This is a genomic window from Rhodococcoides kroppenstedtii, from assembly GCF_900111805.1.
Classification (GTDB): Bacteria; Actinomycetota; Actinomycetes; order Mycobacteriales; family Mycobacteriaceae; genus Rhodococcoides; species Rhodococcoides kroppenstedtii.
Genome location: NZ_FOJN01000004.1, coordinates 153,686 through 169,893, shown reverse-complemented (window position 1 = coordinate 169,893; position 16,208 = coordinate 153,686). Strand labels below are relative to the sequence as shown.

Here is a 16,208-nt window from a genome sequence, read left to right as displayed (position 1 = left end):
TCGAGCCATGGCTACCCCGCCCGGCCCCGCCCGCACCGACGAGCTGGCCGAACAGATCGTCGGCACCTACTTCGCGCTGCGCGCGGCCATGACGATCCTCGCCGTGGGCCTGCCGGTGGTGCTGATCGGCTGGTCGCTGCTCGGTTCCGCACTCCCGGTCCTCGGTTCGATCAGCGAGTACTACTGGAGCCCGGCGCGGGACGTCTTCGTCGGCGCGCTCGTCGGCACCGGCATCACCCTGATCTGCTATCGCGGCTACGGCCCACTCGAGAACCGGCTGCTCAACGTCGCCGGGACGCTTCTCGTGGTCGTCGCGCTGGTACCGACGGACCCGCCCGGAGACGAAGCGTTCGGACTCCGGATGGCAGTGCACGCCGCCGCGGCGGTGGGCTTCTTCGTCACCTTCGCCGCGTCCGTGTGGTGGTGCGCCGACGACACCCTGGGCTCCTCCGACGATCCCGCCCGCCGCATCCGCCGCTACCGCACCGCCTACCGCGTGGTGGCGTTCGTCGTGGTGATCGCTCCTCTGACCGCGCTCGCCATCGTCCTGCTCTCCGGGCAGGGTGCGCTGGCGGTGCTGGTGGTCGAGGCCGTCGCCGTGGTCACCTTCGGCGGGTACTGGGCGCTGAAGTCGTACGAACTTCGCGGGACGGAACTGGTCGAACCGCTGCGCTGAGTCTCCGACACCGACGTCGTCAGAACCCGACATCGTCAGAACCCGACGCCGGCGAACGGGGCACGATCGGTCGCGAACAGCGCGTCGGCTGCCGCGGCCGCGCTCGCGTCCCCGGTGATCAGACCCGCCGTCGCGAGCGCGCGCCACGACGTGCCGCCGAGCAGCACCGCCGCGAGCTCGCGGACGTGCACTCGCACCGCACCGGGCCCGTCGACGCGGCGGACTCCGTCCGGTCCCACCTCGACCGTCCCGGCGTTCTCGGGCAGCTCGTCGTCGTCGACGGTCACGGTGACCGGCGACCCGGAACCGTAGGTTCGCGCGGCGAGCGCCGCGTGGACGTCGAGGATGCGCAGCCACGTCTCGTCCGAGGTCGACTGCAGCCGCACCGCCCGGCGGTCGTGCACCAGCAGCGGCAGCACGGTGTCGACGGGCAGCGCGGGGAACGTGATGCGATCCACCAGGTCGAGTCGGAGCAGGAACCGGAGAAGATCAGCGAAGACGGCGTCCGTGGGGGCATGCAGGTCCTCGACGACGACGCGACGGTCCGCACCCGACCACCACTGCGACGGGTCCGTCGGCCGGTAGCGCACGTACCCGTCGTCGCGACCATCGGTGGAGTGCACCGCGACCCACACCGGCTTGTCGTCCTCGCGCAGCCGATGCGCCGCCCACCAGATCGGCAGCCGCGAGACGAAACCCGGACGGGCCGAGGGGTTCTCGTCGAGGATGGCGGCCTGCCGATCGAGCGACCCCTCGCGGTCGACCAGGCGGGTGGTTCCCGACGTCGCCACCCCGTCCCGTAGACGGGCGCGGGCGGTGATCACCTCGGCACGAACCGACGACGTCGCGACGCCGTAGCCGTAGCGGCCGTAGATGACCGCCTCCGATGCTCGCAGCGTGGCGACGACGTGGCCGGCGTCCCGCGCGTCGCGCAGCTGGCGTCGCAACAGGGCCGAGACGATGCCGCGGCGGGTGTGGGTCGGCAGGACGCCGACGTGGGTGACGGCGAGGTGGGAGACGGCGGCGCCGCCGGGGAGGGTGAGGGTGCCGACGCCACCGTCCGTGGTCCCGACGAGGGTCGACCCGTCGTACGCGCCGTAGGTCAGGCCCGGCTCGCGGAGGGTGCTCACGACGTCCCGCGTGACCGGCAGCGACGGCAGGCCCACCATCGCGGCGCGGAACACCTGCTGGGACGCGAGCAGCTCGTCGGGGGTGTGCAGTACGCGGATCTCGACCATTGCGCCAGAGTAGGTCCGCGGTGCATCGCGGCCGCGACGGGGCAGAATGGTCACCGTGACCGCGAAACCAGCCGACCACCGGTGGACGTACCTCATGGACATGGACGGCGTCCTGGTCCACGAGGAGCACCTCGTCCCGGGAGCCGACCGCTTCCTGCAGGAGTTGCAGGACACCGGCACGCCGTTCATCGTGCTGACCAACAACTCCATTCGCACGCGACGCGACCTGCAGGCGCGCCTGCGCCGCACGGGCCTGGAGATCCCCGAGGAGTCCATCTGGACCTCCGCGCTGGCCACCGCGACGTTCCTGCACAACCAGCGGCCGGGCGGCACCGCCTACGTGGTCGGCGAATCGGGCTTGACGACGGCACTGCACGACATCGGCTACATCATCACCGACATCGACCCGGACTACGTGGTGCTCGGCGAGACGCGCACGTACTCGTTCGAGGCGATCACGACGGCGATCCGACTGGTCGAGCGCGGCGCCCGCTTCATCGCGACCAACCCCGACGCCACCGGCCCGTCGCGCGACGGGTCGCTTCCCGCAACGGGTTCCGTGGCGGCCCTCATCACGCGCGCGACCGGTCGCGAGCCGTACTACGTGGGCAAGCCGAACGCGCTGATGATGCGGTCGGCTCTGCGGGCAATCGGCGCGCACTCGGAGAACACGCTCATGATCGGCGACCGCATGGACACCGACGTGGTGTCCGGGCTCGAGGCGGGACTGCAGACCATCCTGGTGCTCACCGGCATCTCGACGCGGGCGTCGGTGGAGATGTATCCGTTCCGTCCGACGCGGGTCATCGAGTCGGTCGCGGACCTGGTGGGCCACACGGAGACTCCGTTCGGATGACGTTCCTCTACTCCCGTCCCGATCGCAGCGTGGTGGCGTCGGGAGCGCGGCAGTCGTTCGATCACGTCGACGACGCGCGCGAGGCGCTCGCCGACGGGGATGCGTCGGTTCTGGTGGGCGCGTTCGGATTCGACGCCGCCACGCTGTGCGCGCTGGTCGAGCCGGTCACGTTCGATCGGTACGACAAGCCACGCGTCCCGGCCGGCGACCTCGACCTTCCGGGGGCGGTGATCGCCTCGCGCAATCCGCCGCCGGAGAAGCACGTGGACCGAGTACGCCGCGCGCTGACCATCCTGCGGCACCCGGGCGGAGCGCTGCGCAAGGTGGTGCTGGCCCGCTCGATCACCCTGGTCTTCGACCGCACGCTGGACCCGATCACGTTGGCGAACAGTCTCATCGCCGCGAATCCGGGACACAACGGGTTCTGCGTCGACCTCACCGCCGCGGGCGGGCCGTACTTCGGTCGCCACCTCGTCGGCGCGTCGCCGGAACTGTTGGTCCGCCGCACCGGGCGGGAAGTGGTGTGCCGGCCGTTCGCCGGGACCGCTCCGCGAGGTGCCGATCCCGACGCCGACCGGGCATCCGGCGAGACGTTGCTGGCCAGTGCGAAGAACCTCGCCGAGCATCGGTACGTGGTCGACGCGATCGCCGCCGCGCTCGCTCCCCTGTGCGACGACCTCGACGTGCCCGCCGAGCCGACGCTGATCGGTACCCCCGCGGTGTGGCACCTCGCGACGCCCATCACCGGCACCCTGCGCGACTCCGCCACCAGCGCACTGGATCTCGCGCTGTCCCTCCATCCGACGCCCGCCGTCGCGGGCAGCCCCACCGACCTGGCCCTGCGCACCATCGACCTGGTCGAGTCCGGCCGCAGCCGCGACTTCTACGCCGGTGCCGTCGGGTGGTGCGACGCGTCCGGTGACGGCGAATGGATGGTGGCCATCCGCTGCCTCGACATCGCCGCCGACGGTCGCAGCGGCGTCGCGACGGCCGGCGGGGGCATCGTCGCCGACTCCGATCCCGACGCCGAACTCGACGAGACCACGGCGAAGTTCGCGACGGTCCTCGCGCCTTTCGGACTCGCCTGACGCCGGACCACCGACCCGTCAGGCCCCGCCCGCCAGCGCTCCCTCGACGTCGCCGAGCAGGTCGGCCACGTCCTCGAGACCGACGGAGATACGGACCACACCGTCCGAGATGCCGACCGCGGCACGACCTTCCGGACCCATCGAGCGATGGGTCGTCGTCGCCGGATGCGTGGTCATGGTCTTGGCGTCGCCGAGGTTGTTCGAGATGTCGACGATCTTCAGGCCGTTGAGGAACCGGAACGCCCGCTCCTTGCCGCCCTCGAGCTCGAAGGTGACCACGGTGCCGCCGCCGGACATCTGGGACATCGCCAGCTCGTGCTGCGGGTGCGACTCGAGGTACGGGTACCGCACCCAGGAGATCCCGGACTGCGTCTCGAGGAACTCCGCCACGGCCAGCGCGGACGCGGTCATCCGCTGCACCCGCAGGGCCATCGTCTCGAGTCCCTTGAGCAGAGTCCACGCGTTGAACGGACTCAGCGCCGGACCCGTGTGCCGCATGAGCGTCTGCACCGGGCCGTCGATGAACTCCTGCGAGCCAAGAATCGCGCCGCCGAGCACACGGCCCTGGCCGTCGATGTGCTTGGTACCGGAGTAGACCACCACGTCGGCCCCGAGATCGAAGCTGCGCTGCAGGATCGGCGTCGCGAAGACGTTGTCCAGCACCACTTGTGCGCCCGCGGCGTGCGCCAACTCGACCACCCGCCGCACGTCCACCAGCGACTGCATGGGGTTCGACGGCGTCTCGAAGAACACCGCCGTGGTGGGCACCGACAGGGCCTGCTCCCACTGGTCGAGATCCTCGCCGTCGACGAAGACGGTCTCCACACCCCAGCGCGGCAGAATTTCGTTGCACACCACGAAGCACGACCCGAACAGGCTGCGCGCCGCCACCAGACGGTCCCCGGCCTTCAGCAGCGCACCGAGCGCGGTGAACACCGCCGACATACCGGAGGACGTCGCGAACGCCGCCTCCGCACCGTCGAGCAGACGGATGCGCTCCTCGAACATCGACACCGTCGGATTGCCGTACCGCGAGTAGACGAAGTGGTCGACGTCACCGGTGAACGCCTTCTCCGCCGCCTCTGCGCTCCCGTAGACGAAGCCGGAGGTGAGGTAGAGCGCCTCGGCGTTCTCCTCGAACCCGGACCGGTTCAGCCCGCCGCGCACCCCCAGGGTGCCGGGGCCGACGCCGTCGGGAAGGGGCTTGGAGAATCCACCGCCGCGAGGGATCACTTCTGCCGCCACGCGAGGCCGACCGCACGCCACCCGGCGCCGCCACGGTGACCGTCGGCGTCCGTCGCGCCCTCGAAGCCGTCCAGCACGTTGTACGCCGGCGTGATCCCGGCAGCCGTCGCCGCCTCGGCGGCGCCGATGGACCGCTGACCGGAGCGACACAGGAAGACGACGGGGCCGGACTCGACCCCGGAGGCGCGCAGCTGCTCGACGAACTGCTCGTTCGGCCGGCCGTCGGGATAGCTCACCCACTCCACGAAGGCGGTGCGCTTGTTCAGCGACGAGGTGTCCGGCACGCCGACGTACGTCCACTCCGCGTGCGTGCGGACGTCGACCAACGACGCGTTCGGATCCGAGGCCAGCATCTCCCAGGCCTGCTCGGGCGTGATGTCTCCTGCGTAGCTCACGGCCCCAGTTTCGCACACGCCGTCACACCGGACCCGCGCGCGACCCCGCCCGATTTGTCGCATAGTCGCAGCGCAGGGCGATATCGGGGCAAGATGTTCCGATGAGCGACACCGCTGCTCCGGGGAGCGAAGCCACCGCGTCTGCGCAGGGCGCCGCCGGAACCGACTTCACGCACAAGCAGATCCTGACCATCATCTCCGGGCTGATGCTCGGAATGTTCCTCGCGGCGCTGGATCAGACGATCGTCTCGACGTCGATCCGCACGATCGCCGACGACCTGCAGGGGTTCTCGATCCAGGCGTGGGTCACCACGGCGTACCTCATCACCGCCACGATCTCGACCCCGCTCTACGGCAAGCTGTCCGACCTCTACGGCCGCAAGCAGTTCTTCCTCGCCGCCATCACGATCTTCGTGATCGGGTCGGCTCTCTGCGGTTTCGCGACGTCGATGTACCAGTTGGCGGCGTTCCGCGCCGTCCAGGGTCTCGGCGCCGGCGGCCTGTTCTCGCTGGCCCTGACGATCGTCGGCGACATCGTCCCGCCCCGCGAACGCGCGAAGTACCAGGGCTACTTCCTCGCCGTGTTCGGCACGTCGAGCGTGCTCGGTCCGGTCATCGGCGGCGTGCTCTCCGGTGCCGACGAGATTCTCTCCGTCACCGGCTGGCGGTGGGTGTTCTTCGTCAACGTGCCCATCGGCGTCGTCGCGTTGTTCGTCGTCGCCAAGGTGCTCAACCTGCCGCCGCGCCGCGGCAACGCCGTCGTCGACTGGGGCGGCGCCGCCGCGCTCGCGGTGGGCCTGGTCCCGCTGCTCATCATCGCCGAGCAGGGCCGCGTCTGGGGCTGGGGCTCCGGACGCGCGGTGATCTGTTACGTGATCGGCGCGCTGGGCATCGCCGCGTTCGTCGCGGTCGAAATCCGGATGAAGTCGAACGCCCTCATCCCCATGCGCTTCTTCCGCAATTCCACGTTCAGCATCGGACTGCTGCTGTCGGTGGTCACCGGTGCCGCGATGTTCGGCGGCATCACCCTGCTGCCGCAGTACCTGCAGGTGGTGAAGGGATCGTCGCCGACCCTCGCCGGATTCCAGATGCTGCCGTTGGTGCTCGGCATCATGATCGCGTCGGTCTTCTCCGGGCAGATGATCTCCCGGACCGGCCACTACCGGCCCTACCCGATCATCGGCACCACCCTGATGACGGTCTGCATGTTCGCGTTCTCGTTCATCCGCTACGACACCCCGCTGTGGGCGATCATGCTGGCGATGTTCGGCTTCGGACTCGGCAACCTGATGCAGCCGCTCACCCTCGCCATCCAGAACTCGCTACCGCCGCAGGACATGGGCGTCTCGACGTCGTCGGCCACGTTCTTCCGCCAGATCGGCGGCACCATCGGTGTCGCGGCGTTCCTGTCGCTGCTGTTCTCCCGCGTCACCGACACCATTCGCGACGCGCTGATCTCGGCCGCCGCGACGCCCGAGTTCCGGTCCGCCGTCGGCGAGGCGGCGCAGAGCAGCGATCCGACCGTCGCGGGGCTCGCGCAGGGACTGGCGTCGGGCGACGGGTCGGCGGCGGGCGGCGTCCTGGAGGACACGTCGTTCATCCAGAAGCTGCCGACGGCGCTCGGTGACCCCTTCCGAATCGGCTTCTCCGACGCGATGGATCAGGTGTTCGTCGCCGCCGGTGTGCTGCTGGCCGTCGGTTTCGTCATCAACCTGTTCCACAAGGAGATCCCGTTGCGCACGCAGGGTGGGCTGGCCGCCCAGCGGTCGGAGCTCGCCGAGCCCTGACCCGGACCCGGTGCCCCGGGGGGGGGAGCATCCTCGCGTCAGCTGCTGCAGATCTTCCAGGCCCCGTCCTGACGCACGGCGTTCCAGGTCAGGGTCTGCTCGCTCCCGTCGAGGGTGACGGTGACGTCCACCTCGGCGGCGTCGCCGTTCACCCGCACCTCGTCGATGGTGTCCAGGTCCACGGACTCGGCGTCGCGGAGCGGGGCGTTCGTGATGCCCGCGCACTGCAGGGACGCCAACCGGTCTCCGTCGTTCTGCCCGGCGGCCTCGACGTACTCCGCGACCACCGTGCCCACCCGCTGGTTCTCGCTCACGTTGTCCTCGGGCGAGCGGGTCAGCGAGAGCACCGCGACGATGATCGCCACCACCGCGACCACCGCAGCCGCCGCGAGGAACGGGGCTGCGGTGGTGCGGGCGGCGGGTTCGGGCTCGGGTGTGGTCATGCCCGGCAGTCTCTCACCCCTCCAGCGTCGGGTAATCGGTGTAGCCCTCGGCGCCGCCGCCGTAGAAGGTGCTCTCGTCGGGCGTGTTCAGCTCGGTGTCGTGGGTCCATCGCGTCACCAGATCCGGGTTGGCGATGAACGGGCGCCCGACGGTCACCGCGTCCGCCACGCCGTCGGTGACCAGGGAGACGGCGTCGTCTCGGGTGGTGGGCTTCTCGAAACCGGTGTTGAGCACCAACGCGCCCGACCATGCCGACCGGATCTTGCCGAGGAACGGGTCGTCCGGCGCGATGAGCACGTGCAGGTAGGCCAGGCCGAGGCCGTCGATGCCGTCGAGCAGCGCCTCGTAGGCACCGGTGGTGTCGTCCTCGGCGATGCCGCTGGCCGTGGACCCGGGAGAGATGCGGATGCCCACGTGTCCGGCGCCGATCGCGTCGGCGACGGCGCGAGTCACCTCGACCACCAGGCGTGCGCGGTTCTCGGGGCTGCCGCCGTAGGTGTCGGCCCGGGTGTTGGCGCCGTCGGCGAGGAACTGGTGCAGCAGGTAGCCGTTGGCGGCGTGGATCTCGACGCCGTCCAGACCGGCCGCGATCGCACGCCGGGACGCGTCGACGAACTCGGCCACGATGCCCGGCAGTTCGTCCGTCTCCAGCGCGCGCGGCGTCGGGATCGGCTGCTCCCCGGATGCGGTGACCATGTCGATGCCGGGCGCGATCGCCGACGGGGCCACCGACTCCTCACCGGTGTTGTCCGGGTGCGAGACACGTCCGGCGTGCATGAGCTGCACGACGATTCGACCACCGCCGCCGTGGACGGCGTCGGCGATGCGCGCCCATCCCGCCTGCTGCTCGTCGGTGTGGATGCCGGGAGTGTTCAGGTAGCCCTTGCCGACGGCGGACGGCTGGGTGCCCTCCGACACGATCAGCCCGGCACCGGCGCGCTGCCGGTAGTACTCGACGTTGAGGTCGTTCGGGGTGCCGTCGGGCTCGCTGCGGTTGCGGGTGAGCGGGGCCATCCAGACTCGGTTGCGGGTGGCGATCGCCCCCGCGTCGAGCGGCTGGAGAATTGGAGAATCGGGGCCGAGTGCGGTCACGGGTGGGGCCTTTCCGGGGGTTTCGTCGGACCGTGACTATTCGTAGCCACAACGGCGCGGCGACTGTTCGATGCCTGCTCCCTGCCGCTGACCTGGCGGACCAAGGCCCCCACCTGTTCATTTATGCTTGGCTGTCCGCCCCGTTCGACCGTGAGGTAGATCCACGCTGATGACTGACCAGACCCGCCCGCTTCGTGTGGCCATCGTGGGCGCCGGCCCGGCCGGAATCTACGCCGCCGATGCCCTGATGAAGTCGGACCACAACGTGTCCGGTCCCGGCGTGAGCATCGACCTCTACGAGCGCATGCCCGCTCCGTTCGGCCTGATCCGCTACGGCGTCGCGCCGGACCACCCGCGCATCAAGGGCATCATCACCGCGCTGCACAAGGTGCTCGACAAGCCGCAGGTGCGCCTGCTGGGCAACATCGACTACGGCACAGACATCGACCTGCCGACCCTGCGTCGCTTCTACGACGCGGTCATCTTCTCCACCGGCGCCAACGCCGACCGTGAGCTGAAGATCCCGGGCATCGACCTCGACGGCAGCTACGGCGCTGCGGACTTCGTCTCCTGGTACGACGGTCATCCCGACGTCCCGCGCACCTGGCCGCTCGAGGCGGAGAAGGTCGCCGTGCTCGGCGTCGGCAACGTCGCTCTCGACGTCGCGCGCGTGCTGGCGAAGACCGGCGACGAGCTGCTCCCCACGGAGATCCCGGCCAACGTGTACGAGGGTCTCAAGGCCAACAAGGCCGTCGAGGTGCACGTGTTCGGCCGCCGCGGTCCCGCGCAGGCCAAGTTCACTCCGCTCGAGCTGCGCGAGCTCGACCACTCGCCCAACATCGAGGTCATCGTCGCGCCGGAGGACATCGACTACGACGAGGGCTCGGAGAAGGCCCGCCGCGAGTCCAAGCAGGTCGACATGGTGGCCAACACCCTGCAGGACTGGGCCATCCGGGACCACGGCGACCGCCCGCACAAGCTGTTCCTGCACTTCTTCGAGTCCCCGCACGAGGTGCTCGGCGAGGACGGCAAGGTGGTCGGCCTGCGGACCGAGCGCACCGAACTCGACGGCACCGGCAACGTCAAGGGCACCGGCAAGTACACGGACTGGGACGTCCAGGCCGTGTACCGCGCCGTCGGCTACCTGTCGCAGAACATCGCCGACCTGCCGTTCGACGAGCTGGCGGGCACCATTCCCAACGAGGCCGGCCGCGTGCTCAACAACGACGGCACGCCGTTCCCGTCCACCTATGTCACCGGCTGGATCAAGCGCGGCCCGGTGGGCCTGATCGGCCACACCAAGGGCGACGCCAACGAGACCGTCGCCAACCTTCTGGCCGACGCACCGTCGTTCACCGGCGCGGAGGAGCCCGCCGAGGACGCGGTGACGGCGTTCCTCGAGTCGAAGAACATCCCGTTCACCACGTGGGACGGCTGGTACCGGCTCGACGCCCACGAGCGCAGCCTGGGTGAGCCCCAGGGGCGCGAGCGGGTCAAGGTCGTCGAGCGCGAGGACATGCTCCGCGCCAGCGAGCCCGACAAGATCTAGATTCGGACCGCCAGCAGGCGTCCCTCACGCTCCTCCTTGCGAGCGTGCTCGTTGAAATCCGGTGCGGCGCACGCGAACAGCGTGCGCCCATCGGATCCACCGAAACCGCAGGCGAACACGCCGGTGTCGAAGGTCAACTCGTCGACGACACCCTCGCCCTCGCGGATCTGCACGATCCGCTGGTTGAGCGCGTCGGCCGCCCACAGCGTGCCGTCCGGTCCCAGCGCGCACCCGTCGGGTGCCACCACCACCTCGCCGATTCCCGTCGCCATGTCGGTCGACTCCGGCATCGGGCCCAGCACCGCCCAGTCCCGACGCGGGCCGAGTGCGCCGTCGGCACCGATGCGGAACGCGGAGATCCGGTTGCCGAGGGTCTCGTCGACCAGCAGGTCGCCGTCGGCGGTCACCGCCATCCCGTTGGGGAAGTGCAGGTCCGTCGCGTCCTCGTGAACCGAGCCGTCGGGCTCGACGCGCAGGAGCGACGCCGTCTCGATCGGGGCCATGTTCATGAGGTCGAAGCCGAAGTTGCCGACGTAGGCGCGACCGTCGGCGTCGACGTGCATGTCGTTGGCGTGGCCGGTGGCGTGCGCCGACAGGTCCGCGTGCACGGCGAGGCTGCCGTCGTGCTCGCGGCGCAGGACCTTCCGGTCACGCATCGACACCACGAGGAGTCGGCCGTCGGGCAACCAGCCGAGGCCCGACGGCTGCTCCGCCACCTCCGCCTCCACGCGGACGTCGTCGCCGTCCTCGGTCGCGGACAGCACCTGGCCGGTGTAGAAGTCGGACACCCAGATCCGGCCGTCGTGCCACCGCGGGCACTCGAAGTAGGTGTAGCCCTCCAGCACGACTTTCGGTTCGGCCTTCATGAATCTCCTCGAATCTCGTCGATCACCCACGGTGGGTCGTACGTCGTAAGCCTCTGTGAGGCATCCTGACAGACGTGTTCGACAGCCACGTCCACATCAGAGATCCTCGATTTCCGCTGGTGAACAACGAGACCTACCAGCCGGAGTCGTACACGGTGGCGGACTACCTCGCGGACGTCGACGGGCTCGGGGTGACCGGTGGCGCCGTCGTCTCCGGCACGTTCCAGTCGAAGGACACGACGTTCCTCGAGGCCGCGCTGGACGAGCTGGGGCCGGGCTGGGTGGGAGTGGTCCATCTCGCCGACGACGCCACCGACGACGACATCGCCGCTCTCGACCGCGCCGGCGTCCGCGCCCTGCGCTTCCACCTGCGGCGCGGGGTGTCGGACCTGTCCACGATGACCCGCCAGGCCGTCCGGGCGCACTCCGTCGCGGGATGGCACGCCGAGTTCTACGTCGACGCGGGCCTGCTCCGCACCCTCGAACCCGTGATGTCGAAACTGCCCGCGGTGAGCATCGACCACCTCGGGATGTCCGAGGACGCCATGCCGTACCTGCTGCAGCTGGTCAATCGCGGGGCCCGCGTGAAGGCGTCGGCGTTCGGCCGCATCGACCACGACCCGCTCTCGGCGATGCGCCGCATCCACGCCGTGAGTCCCGAGGCCCTCATGTTCGGCTCCGATCTCCCCGGCACCCGAGCGCGGCGGCGATTCGAGCCGGCGGACCTCGACGTCATCGCCGAGGCCGTCGGCGGGGATCTGCAGGCCGTGCTGGTGGGCAACGCGAGGGCCTGGTACCGGCAGCGGTAGCGCTGCGCGTCAGAGCAGGACGGCGAGCAGCCAGGTCCCGGCGGCGAGGAGCGCACCGAACAGTTCGACGAGAACCGACAGGCCCACCGCCTTCGTGGCGTGGACCGTCGACCGCCAGGCCGACCCCGCGGTGCGACTGCGCGGCAGCTCCGCCAGGAACACCCCCAGCGGGAAGCCCAGGAACAGCCCCACCACCGGGACGACGAAGAACCCGACGATGCCGACCACACCGCCGACGACGATCGAGCGCGTCGGCACGCCGGCGTCCCGCAGGCGACGGCCGGGCCACAGGTACTTCACGACGCCGGAGATCACCAGCAGCGCCGCGGCCACCCCGAACACGGTCCACGCCGTCGTCGTCGCGGTGACGAACGCCCACACACCGATCGCCGCGAGGATCAGCAGCACGCCCGGCAGGACGGGCACGACGATGCCGATCAGGCCGACGACGATCGCCAGCCCGACGAGCAGTTCGCCGCCCGCGCTCACGTCGCCGAGACCGGCCTGACCCGACTCGCCGCGGTGCGGGCACGATCCCGTGCGGTCTCGACGTCCGCGGCCGTCGCGTAGGCGACGCCCATCCGTCGTCGCGCGAAGCTCTCCGGCTTGCCGAACAGCCGCACGTCGGATTCGGGGACCCGCAGGGCGTCGTCGACACCCTCGAACGCGATCCCGGCCTCGTCGAGACCGCCGTAGATCACGGCCGACGCGCCCGGCGAACGCAGCGAGGTGTCCACGGGCAGGCCGAGGATTGCGCGGGCGTGCAGCTCGAACTCCGAGAGCCGCTGCGTACCCAGCGTGACCAGGCCGGTGTCGTGCGGCCGCGGGCTGACCTCTGAGAAGAAGACGTCGTCGCCCTGCACGAACAGCTCGACGCCGAACACCCCGCGCCCACCGAGCGCCGTCGTGATGGTGCGCGCCACCTCGCGCGACGCCTCCAGCGCGACCGGCGACATCGGCTGCGGCTGCCACGACTCGACGTAGTCACCGGACTCCTGCAGGTGCCCGATCGGCTCGCAGAAGTACGTCTCGATCTCGCCGGACTCGTCGGACGCGCGCACCGTGAGTTGCGTGATCTCGTAGTCGAAGTCGACGAAGCCCTCGACGATCACCCGGCCGAGCGCCACCCGGCCGCCGGCCTGTGCGTGATCCCAGGCCGCCTGGACGTCGTCGTCACCTCGGACGACCGACTGCCCCTTGCCCGACGACGACATCACCGGCTTGATCACGGCCGGAAATCCGGTGCGCGACAACACCTCTCGCACCTCGTCGACGCTGTCGGCGAAGCCGTAGGGGGACGTCGGCAAGCCCAACTCCTCCGCCGCGAGACGACGGATGCCCTCCCGGTTCATCGTCAGCTGCGTCGCGCGCGCCGTCGGCACCACCGTGGTGACACCGCGCTGCTCGACGACGGCCAACGCGTCCGTGGCGATGGCCTCGATCTCGGGGACGATCAGGTGCGGCTGCTCGGCGTCGATCACGGCCAGCAGCGCGTCGGGATCGCTCATGTTCACCGTGTGCGCGCGGTGCGCGACCTGGTGGCCGGGCGCGTCGGCGTACCGGTCGACGGCGATCACCTCGACCCCGAGCCGCTGCAGCGCGACGATCACCTCCTTGCCCAGCTCACCCGAGCCCAGAAGCATCACCTTGGTCGCGGACGGGGACAGCGGAGTTCCGAGCCGGAGAGTCGTCACAGCAGGCATGCTATCGGGCATGGCGGACACCACCGACCTGCTGACCTACCTCCAACGCGGCCGCGACGCGGTGCTGTGGAAGCTCGACGGCGCCTCCGAACACGACATCCGTCGGCCCCTCACCCGCACCGGCACCAATCTGCTGGGACTCGTCAAACACCTCGCCGCCGTGGAGTCCGGCTACCTGGGTGCGGTGTTCGCGCGGCCGTTCCCCGAGCCGATCCCCTGGGCCGGCGCGGACGTGGACGCGAACGCGGACATGTGGGCCACCCCCGATCAATCCCGCGCGGACCTGATCGATCTCTACCGCCGCGTGTCCGCCCACGGCGACGAGACGGTGCGGCTCCTCGGTCCCGACGCGGAGGGGTCGGTGCCGTGGTGGCCCGGGCGCGGTCCGGTGACCGTGTCCTTCGTGCTGGTGCACCTGATCGCCGAGACCCATCGGCACGCTGGCCACGCCGACATCGTGCGGGAACTGGTCGACGACTCCGCCGGCATGAGCGCCGGCAACTCGAACCTCCCCGACGGCGACCGCGACTGGTGGGCCGACTACCGCGGGCGGGTGGACGGGGCGGCGGAGAGGTATCGGTGACGTCCGTGGGTTCCAGTTGCGCAGGTTCCCGCCACCCTCACCGGTTGCAACCCGCGCGCCTGACCGGAACCTGAGCAGGTGCGGCAGGACACGACCATCCGGTCCCCCGACCCGCACGATCGGGTCACGGCTCGGGCGCCCCGTCGTGGTTAGGGTCGGCGCATGACTTCAGGTGGGCCTCTGGCCGGGATCAAGGTCGTCGAACTCGCGGGCATCGGACCGGGACCGCATGCCGCGACGCTCCTCGCCGATCTGGGAGCGGACGTGGTGCGGGTGCAGCGGGCGGGTGCGCTGCCGGGCGAGGGCGCGACCGGTGATCCGTTGATCCGGAACCGCCGCATCGTCGAGGCCAACCTCAAGGATCCCGCGGACCTGGACCGCGTGCAGCGGCTGGTGGACCGCGCCGACGTGCTCATCGAAGGGTTCCGCCCCGGCGTCACGGAGCGTATGGGCCTCGGGCCGGAGGACACGACGGGCCGCAACCCCCGCCTGATCTACGGCCGCATGACGGGGTGGGGTCAGGACGGACCGTGGGCCCAGACGGCGGGCCACGACATCAACTACATCTCCGTGACCGGCGTGCTGCACGCGATCGGACGCGAAGGCGAGCGTCCGGTGCCGCCGCTGAACATGGTCGGCGACTTCGGCGGCGGCTCGATGTTCCTGGTCACCGGCATTCTGGCGGCGCTGGTGGAACGGGCGTCGTCGGGTCGCGGGCAGGTGATCGACGCCGCGATGGTCGACGGCACGGTGGCGCTGTCGCACATGATCTGGGGGTGGCGCGGCATCGGCATGTGGTCCGACGAGCGCGGCGCGAACCTCCTCGACACCGGCGCACCCTTCTACGACACGTACGAGACCGCCGACGGCAAGCACGTCGCGGTGGGCGCGCTCGAGCCGCAGTTCTACGCTGCGCTCCTGCAGGGCCTGGGCCTCGACCCGGGTGCGCTGCCGCACCAGCTGGACCGCGATCGGTGGCCCGAACTGCGGAAAACCTTCACCGACGTCTTCGCCTCCCGCACCCGCGACGAGTGGGCCGCCACCTTCGACGGGACCGACGCGTGCGTGACGCCGGTGCTCACGTTCGGGGAGGCGTCGTCGCATCCGCAGATGGCGGCGCGCGAGAACCTCGTCGACGTCGACGGCATCACCCAGCACGCTCCCGCGCCGCGCTTCTCCCGGACCGTGCCGACGCGGCCGGAGGGCCCGGCCCGCACCGCCGCGGATCCGGACGAGATCTGGACCTGATGGACGCCGCCGCGTGGGACGCGAAGTACGACGGACGCACCCCGTCGCCCGGGTCGCCGCCCGACGACGTGCTGGTCGAGTTCGTCACCTCGCGTCCGCACGGCCGGGCGCTGGACCTCGCCTGCGGTCACGGTCGCAACGCGCTGTGGTTGGCGACGCGGGGATGGCAGGTCGACGCGGTCGACTTCAGTGGCGTTGCGCTCTCGGGGGCGGCGTCGGTGGCCGCGACGGCGACGCGGTCCATTCGCGAGCGCGTCCGCTGGGTCCACGCGGACGTCACGACGCTCGTTCCGCCGCGTGAGTACGACCTCGTCGTCGCGTCGTATCTGCACCTGCCGCCGGACGTCCGACGGACGGTGCTGAAGGCGGCGATCGGAGCCCTGAAACATGAGGGAATCCTCATCGTGATCGGTCACCACACGGACAATCCGACGACGGGTGCGCCGGGGCCGTCGGATATCGAGATCCTGTACACACCAGGCGATCTCGTCGCCGATCTGCCCGCCGCCGCGATCGTCGTCCGGGCCGACACGACGTCGCGCCGAGTGGGTGACGCGACCGCACTCGACACCGTTCTGGTGGCGTCGGTTACCGACGAGTAATCCCCTGTTGGCAGGGCCCCACCGTCG

Annotated in this window: 17 protein-coding genes; 9 read left to right on the top strand and 8 right to left on the bottom strand. The window is 70.4% G+C overall.

Going from position 1 to position 16,208, the window contains the following annotated elements; genetic code table 11:
- The first annotated feature begins 7 nt into the window (after positions 1-7).
- Positions 8-676, top strand: coding sequence for a hypothetical protein (locus BMZ18_RS06440; RefSeq protein ID WP_068360236.1), 669 nt, complete (start codon positions 8-10; stop codon positions 674-676).
- 35 nt (positions 677-711) lie between these two features.
- Here BMZ18_RS06440 and BMZ18_RS06435 read toward each other — a convergent pair whose 3' ends face one another.
- The gene (locus tag BMZ18_RS06435; protein ID WP_068360239.1) at positions 712-1,914 is read right to left on the bottom strand and encodes a GNAT family N-acetyltransferase; all 1,203 of its coding nucleotides are present in this window, start codon (positions 1,912-1,914) and stop codon (positions 712-714) included.
- A gap of 94 nt (positions 1,915-2,008) precedes the next feature.
- Between BMZ18_RS06435 and BMZ18_RS06430 the strand changes: the two genes are divergently transcribed.
- Positions 2,009-2,770, top strand: coding sequence for an HAD-IIA family hydrolase (locus BMZ18_RS06430; RefSeq protein ID WP_068104775.1), 762 nt, complete (start codon positions 2,009-2,011; stop codon positions 2,768-2,770).
- Entirely contained in the window at positions 2,767-3,858 is a 1,092-nt protein-coding gene (locus BMZ18_RS06425) for an isochorismate synthase (RefSeq protein WP_068360242.1), read from the top strand. Before BMZ18_RS06430 ends, BMZ18_RS06425 begins: the two co-directional genes overlap by 4 nt.
- Before the next feature lie 18 nt (positions 3,859-3,876).
- Here the strand turns inward: BMZ18_RS06425 and BMZ18_RS06420 are convergent, their stop codons facing one another.
- The gene (locus tag BMZ18_RS06420; protein ID WP_068360382.1) at positions 3,877-5,088 is read right to left on the bottom strand and encodes an O-succinylhomoserine sulfhydrylase; all 1,212 of its coding nucleotides are present in this window, start codon (positions 5,086-5,088) and stop codon (positions 3,877-3,879) included.
- Positions 5,088-5,498, bottom strand: a complete 411-nt coding sequence (locus BMZ18_RS06415; protein WP_068099325.1) for a rhodanese-like domain-containing protein — start codon at positions 5,496-5,498, stop codon at positions 5,088-5,090. Before BMZ18_RS06415 ends, BMZ18_RS06420 begins: the two co-directional genes overlap by 1 nt.
- 101 nt (positions 5,499-5,599) lie before the next feature.
- Here BMZ18_RS06415 and BMZ18_RS06410 point away from each other — a divergent pair, with 101 nt between their 5' ends.
- A complete protein-coding gene (locus tag BMZ18_RS06410) occupies positions 5,600-7,285 on the top strand; it encodes an MDR family MFS transporter (RefSeq protein WP_068360246.1) in 1,686 nt (561 codons plus the stop codon).
- A gap of 38 nt (positions 7,286-7,323) precedes the next feature.
- On the opposite strand, the gene BMZ18_RS06405 is transcribed toward BMZ18_RS06410, so the two are convergent.
- Both BMZ18_RS06405 and BMZ18_RS06400 read right to left on the bottom strand, forming a co-directional pair.
- On the bottom strand, positions 7,324-7,728 hold the full coding sequence (locus BMZ18_RS06405; RefSeq protein WP_068360247.1) for an Rv0361 family membrane protein: 405 nt from the start codon (positions 7,726-7,728) through the stop codon (positions 7,324-7,326).
- 13 nt (positions 7,729-7,741) lie between these two features.
- Positions 7,742-8,821 (bottom strand): alkene reductase, encoded by a 1,080-nt coding sequence (locus BMZ18_RS06400; protein WP_082894859.1) that lies wholly within the window; start codon positions 8,819-8,821, stop codon positions 7,742-7,744.
- Positions 8,822-8,990: 169 nt separating this feature from the next.
- On the opposite strand from BMZ18_RS06400, the gene BMZ18_RS06395 reads away from it, so the two are divergent.
- Positions 8,991-10,370, top strand: coding sequence for an FAD-dependent oxidoreductase (locus tag BMZ18_RS06395; protein ID WP_068360251.1), 1,380 nt, complete (start codon positions 8,991-8,993; stop codon positions 10,368-10,370).
- On the opposite strand, the gene BMZ18_RS06390 is transcribed toward BMZ18_RS06395, so the two are convergent.
- Complete coding sequence (locus tag BMZ18_RS06390) at positions 10,367-11,236, bottom strand: SMP-30/gluconolactonase/LRE family protein (RefSeq protein WP_068360253.1); 870 nt, start codon at positions 11,234-11,236, stop codon at positions 10,367-10,369. The two genes, BMZ18_RS06395 and BMZ18_RS06390, sit on opposite strands and share 4 nt — an antisense overlap.
- Positions 11,237-11,310: 74 nt before the next feature.
- On the opposite strand from BMZ18_RS06390, the gene BMZ18_RS06385 reads away from it, so the two are divergent.
- Entirely contained in the window at positions 11,311-12,045 is a 735-nt protein-coding gene (locus BMZ18_RS06385) for an amidohydrolase family protein (RefSeq protein WP_068360255.1), read from the top strand.
- A gap of 9 nt (positions 12,046-12,054) precedes the next feature.
- On the opposite strand, the gene BMZ18_RS06380 is transcribed toward BMZ18_RS06385, so the two are convergent.
- Together BMZ18_RS06380 and purT are read right to left on the bottom strand one after the other, a co-directional pair.
- Positions 12,055-12,534, bottom strand: a complete 480-nt coding sequence (locus BMZ18_RS06380) for a DUF456 domain-containing protein (RefSeq protein ID WP_068360258.1) — start codon at positions 12,532-12,534, stop codon at positions 12,055-12,057.
- Positions 12,531-13,688, bottom strand: coding sequence for a formate-dependent phosphoribosylglycinamide formyltransferase (gene purT, locus BMZ18_RS06375; protein WP_244516446.1), 1,158 nt, complete (start codon positions 13,686-13,688; stop codon positions 12,531-12,533). The genes BMZ18_RS06380 and purT overlap by 4 nt, the downstream gene beginning before the upstream one ends.
- Positions 13,689-13,758: 70 nt before the next feature.
- On the opposite strand from purT, the gene BMZ18_RS06370 reads away from it, so the two are divergent.
- The 3 genes from BMZ18_RS06370 (at position 13,759) to BMZ18_RS06360 (ending at position 16,181) form a co-directional block, all read left to right on the top strand.
- Positions 13,759-14,331: a DinB family protein gene (locus BMZ18_RS06370; protein WP_068360261.1), complete on the top strand. Its 573-nt coding sequence runs from the start codon at positions 13,759-13,761 to the stop codon at positions 14,329-14,331.
- A gap of 162 nt (positions 14,332-14,493) precedes the next feature.
- Complete coding sequence (locus BMZ18_RS06365; RefSeq protein ID WP_068360264.1) at positions 14,494-15,579, top strand: CaiB/BaiF CoA transferase family protein; 1,086 nt, start codon at positions 14,494-14,496, stop codon at positions 15,577-15,579.
- The gene (locus BMZ18_RS06360) at positions 15,579-16,181 is read left to right on the top strand and encodes a class I SAM-dependent methyltransferase (RefSeq protein WP_068360267.1); all 603 of its coding nucleotides are present in this window, start codon (positions 15,579-15,581) and stop codon (positions 16,179-16,181) included. Before BMZ18_RS06365 ends, BMZ18_RS06360 begins: the two co-directional genes overlap by 1 nt.
- Positions 16,182-16,208: the final 27 nt, after the last annotated feature.

Excerpts from the sequence above, each read along its gene's own strand:
- purT (WP_244516446.1), bottom strand. The coding sequence starts at position 13,688 with ATGCTTCTGGGCTCGGGTGAGCTGGGCAAGGAGGTGATCGTCGCGCTG.
- BMZ18_RS06430 (WP_068104775.1), top strand. The coding sequence starts at position 2,009 with ATGGACATGGACGGCGTCCTGGTCCACGAGGAGCACCTCGTCCCGGGA.
- BMZ18_RS06425 (WP_068360242.1), top strand. The coding sequence starts at position 2,767 with ATGACGTTCCTCTACTCCCGTCCCGATCGCAGCGTGGTGGCGTCGGGA.
- BMZ18_RS06365 (WP_068360264.1), top strand. The coding sequence starts at position 14,494 with ATGACTTCAGGTGGGCCTCTGGCCGGGATCAAGGTCGTCGAACTCGCG.
- BMZ18_RS06395 (WP_068360251.1), top strand. The coding sequence starts at position 8,991 with ATGACTGACCAGACCCGCCCGCTTCGTGTGGCCATCGTGGGCGCCGGC.
- BMZ18_RS06370 (WP_068360261.1), top strand. The coding sequence starts at position 13,759 with ATGGCGGACACCACCGACCTGCTGACCTACCTCCAACGCGGCCGCGAC.
- BMZ18_RS06440 (WP_068360236.1), top strand. The coding sequence starts at position 8 with ATGGCTACCCCGCCCGGCCCCGCCCGCACCGACGAGCTGGCCGAACAG.
- BMZ18_RS06435 (WP_068360239.1), bottom strand. The coding sequence starts at position 1,914 with ATGGTCGAGATCCGCGTACTGCACACCCCCGACGAGCTGCTCGCGTCC.
- BMZ18_RS06390 (WP_068360253.1), bottom strand. The coding sequence starts at position 11,236 with ATGAAGGCCGAACCGAAAGTCGTGCTGGAGGGCTACACCTACTTCGAG.
- BMZ18_RS06410 (WP_068360246.1), top strand. The coding sequence starts at position 5,600 with ATGAGCGACACCGCTGCTCCGGGGAGCGAAGCCACCGCGTCTGCGCAG.
- BMZ18_RS06360 (WP_068360267.1), top strand. The coding sequence starts at position 15,579 with ATGGACGCCGCCGCGTGGGACGCGAAGTACGACGGACGCACCCCGTCG.
- BMZ18_RS06405 (WP_068360247.1), bottom strand. The coding sequence starts at position 7,728 with ATGACCACACCCGAGCCCGAACCCGCCGCCCGCACCACCGCAGCCCCG.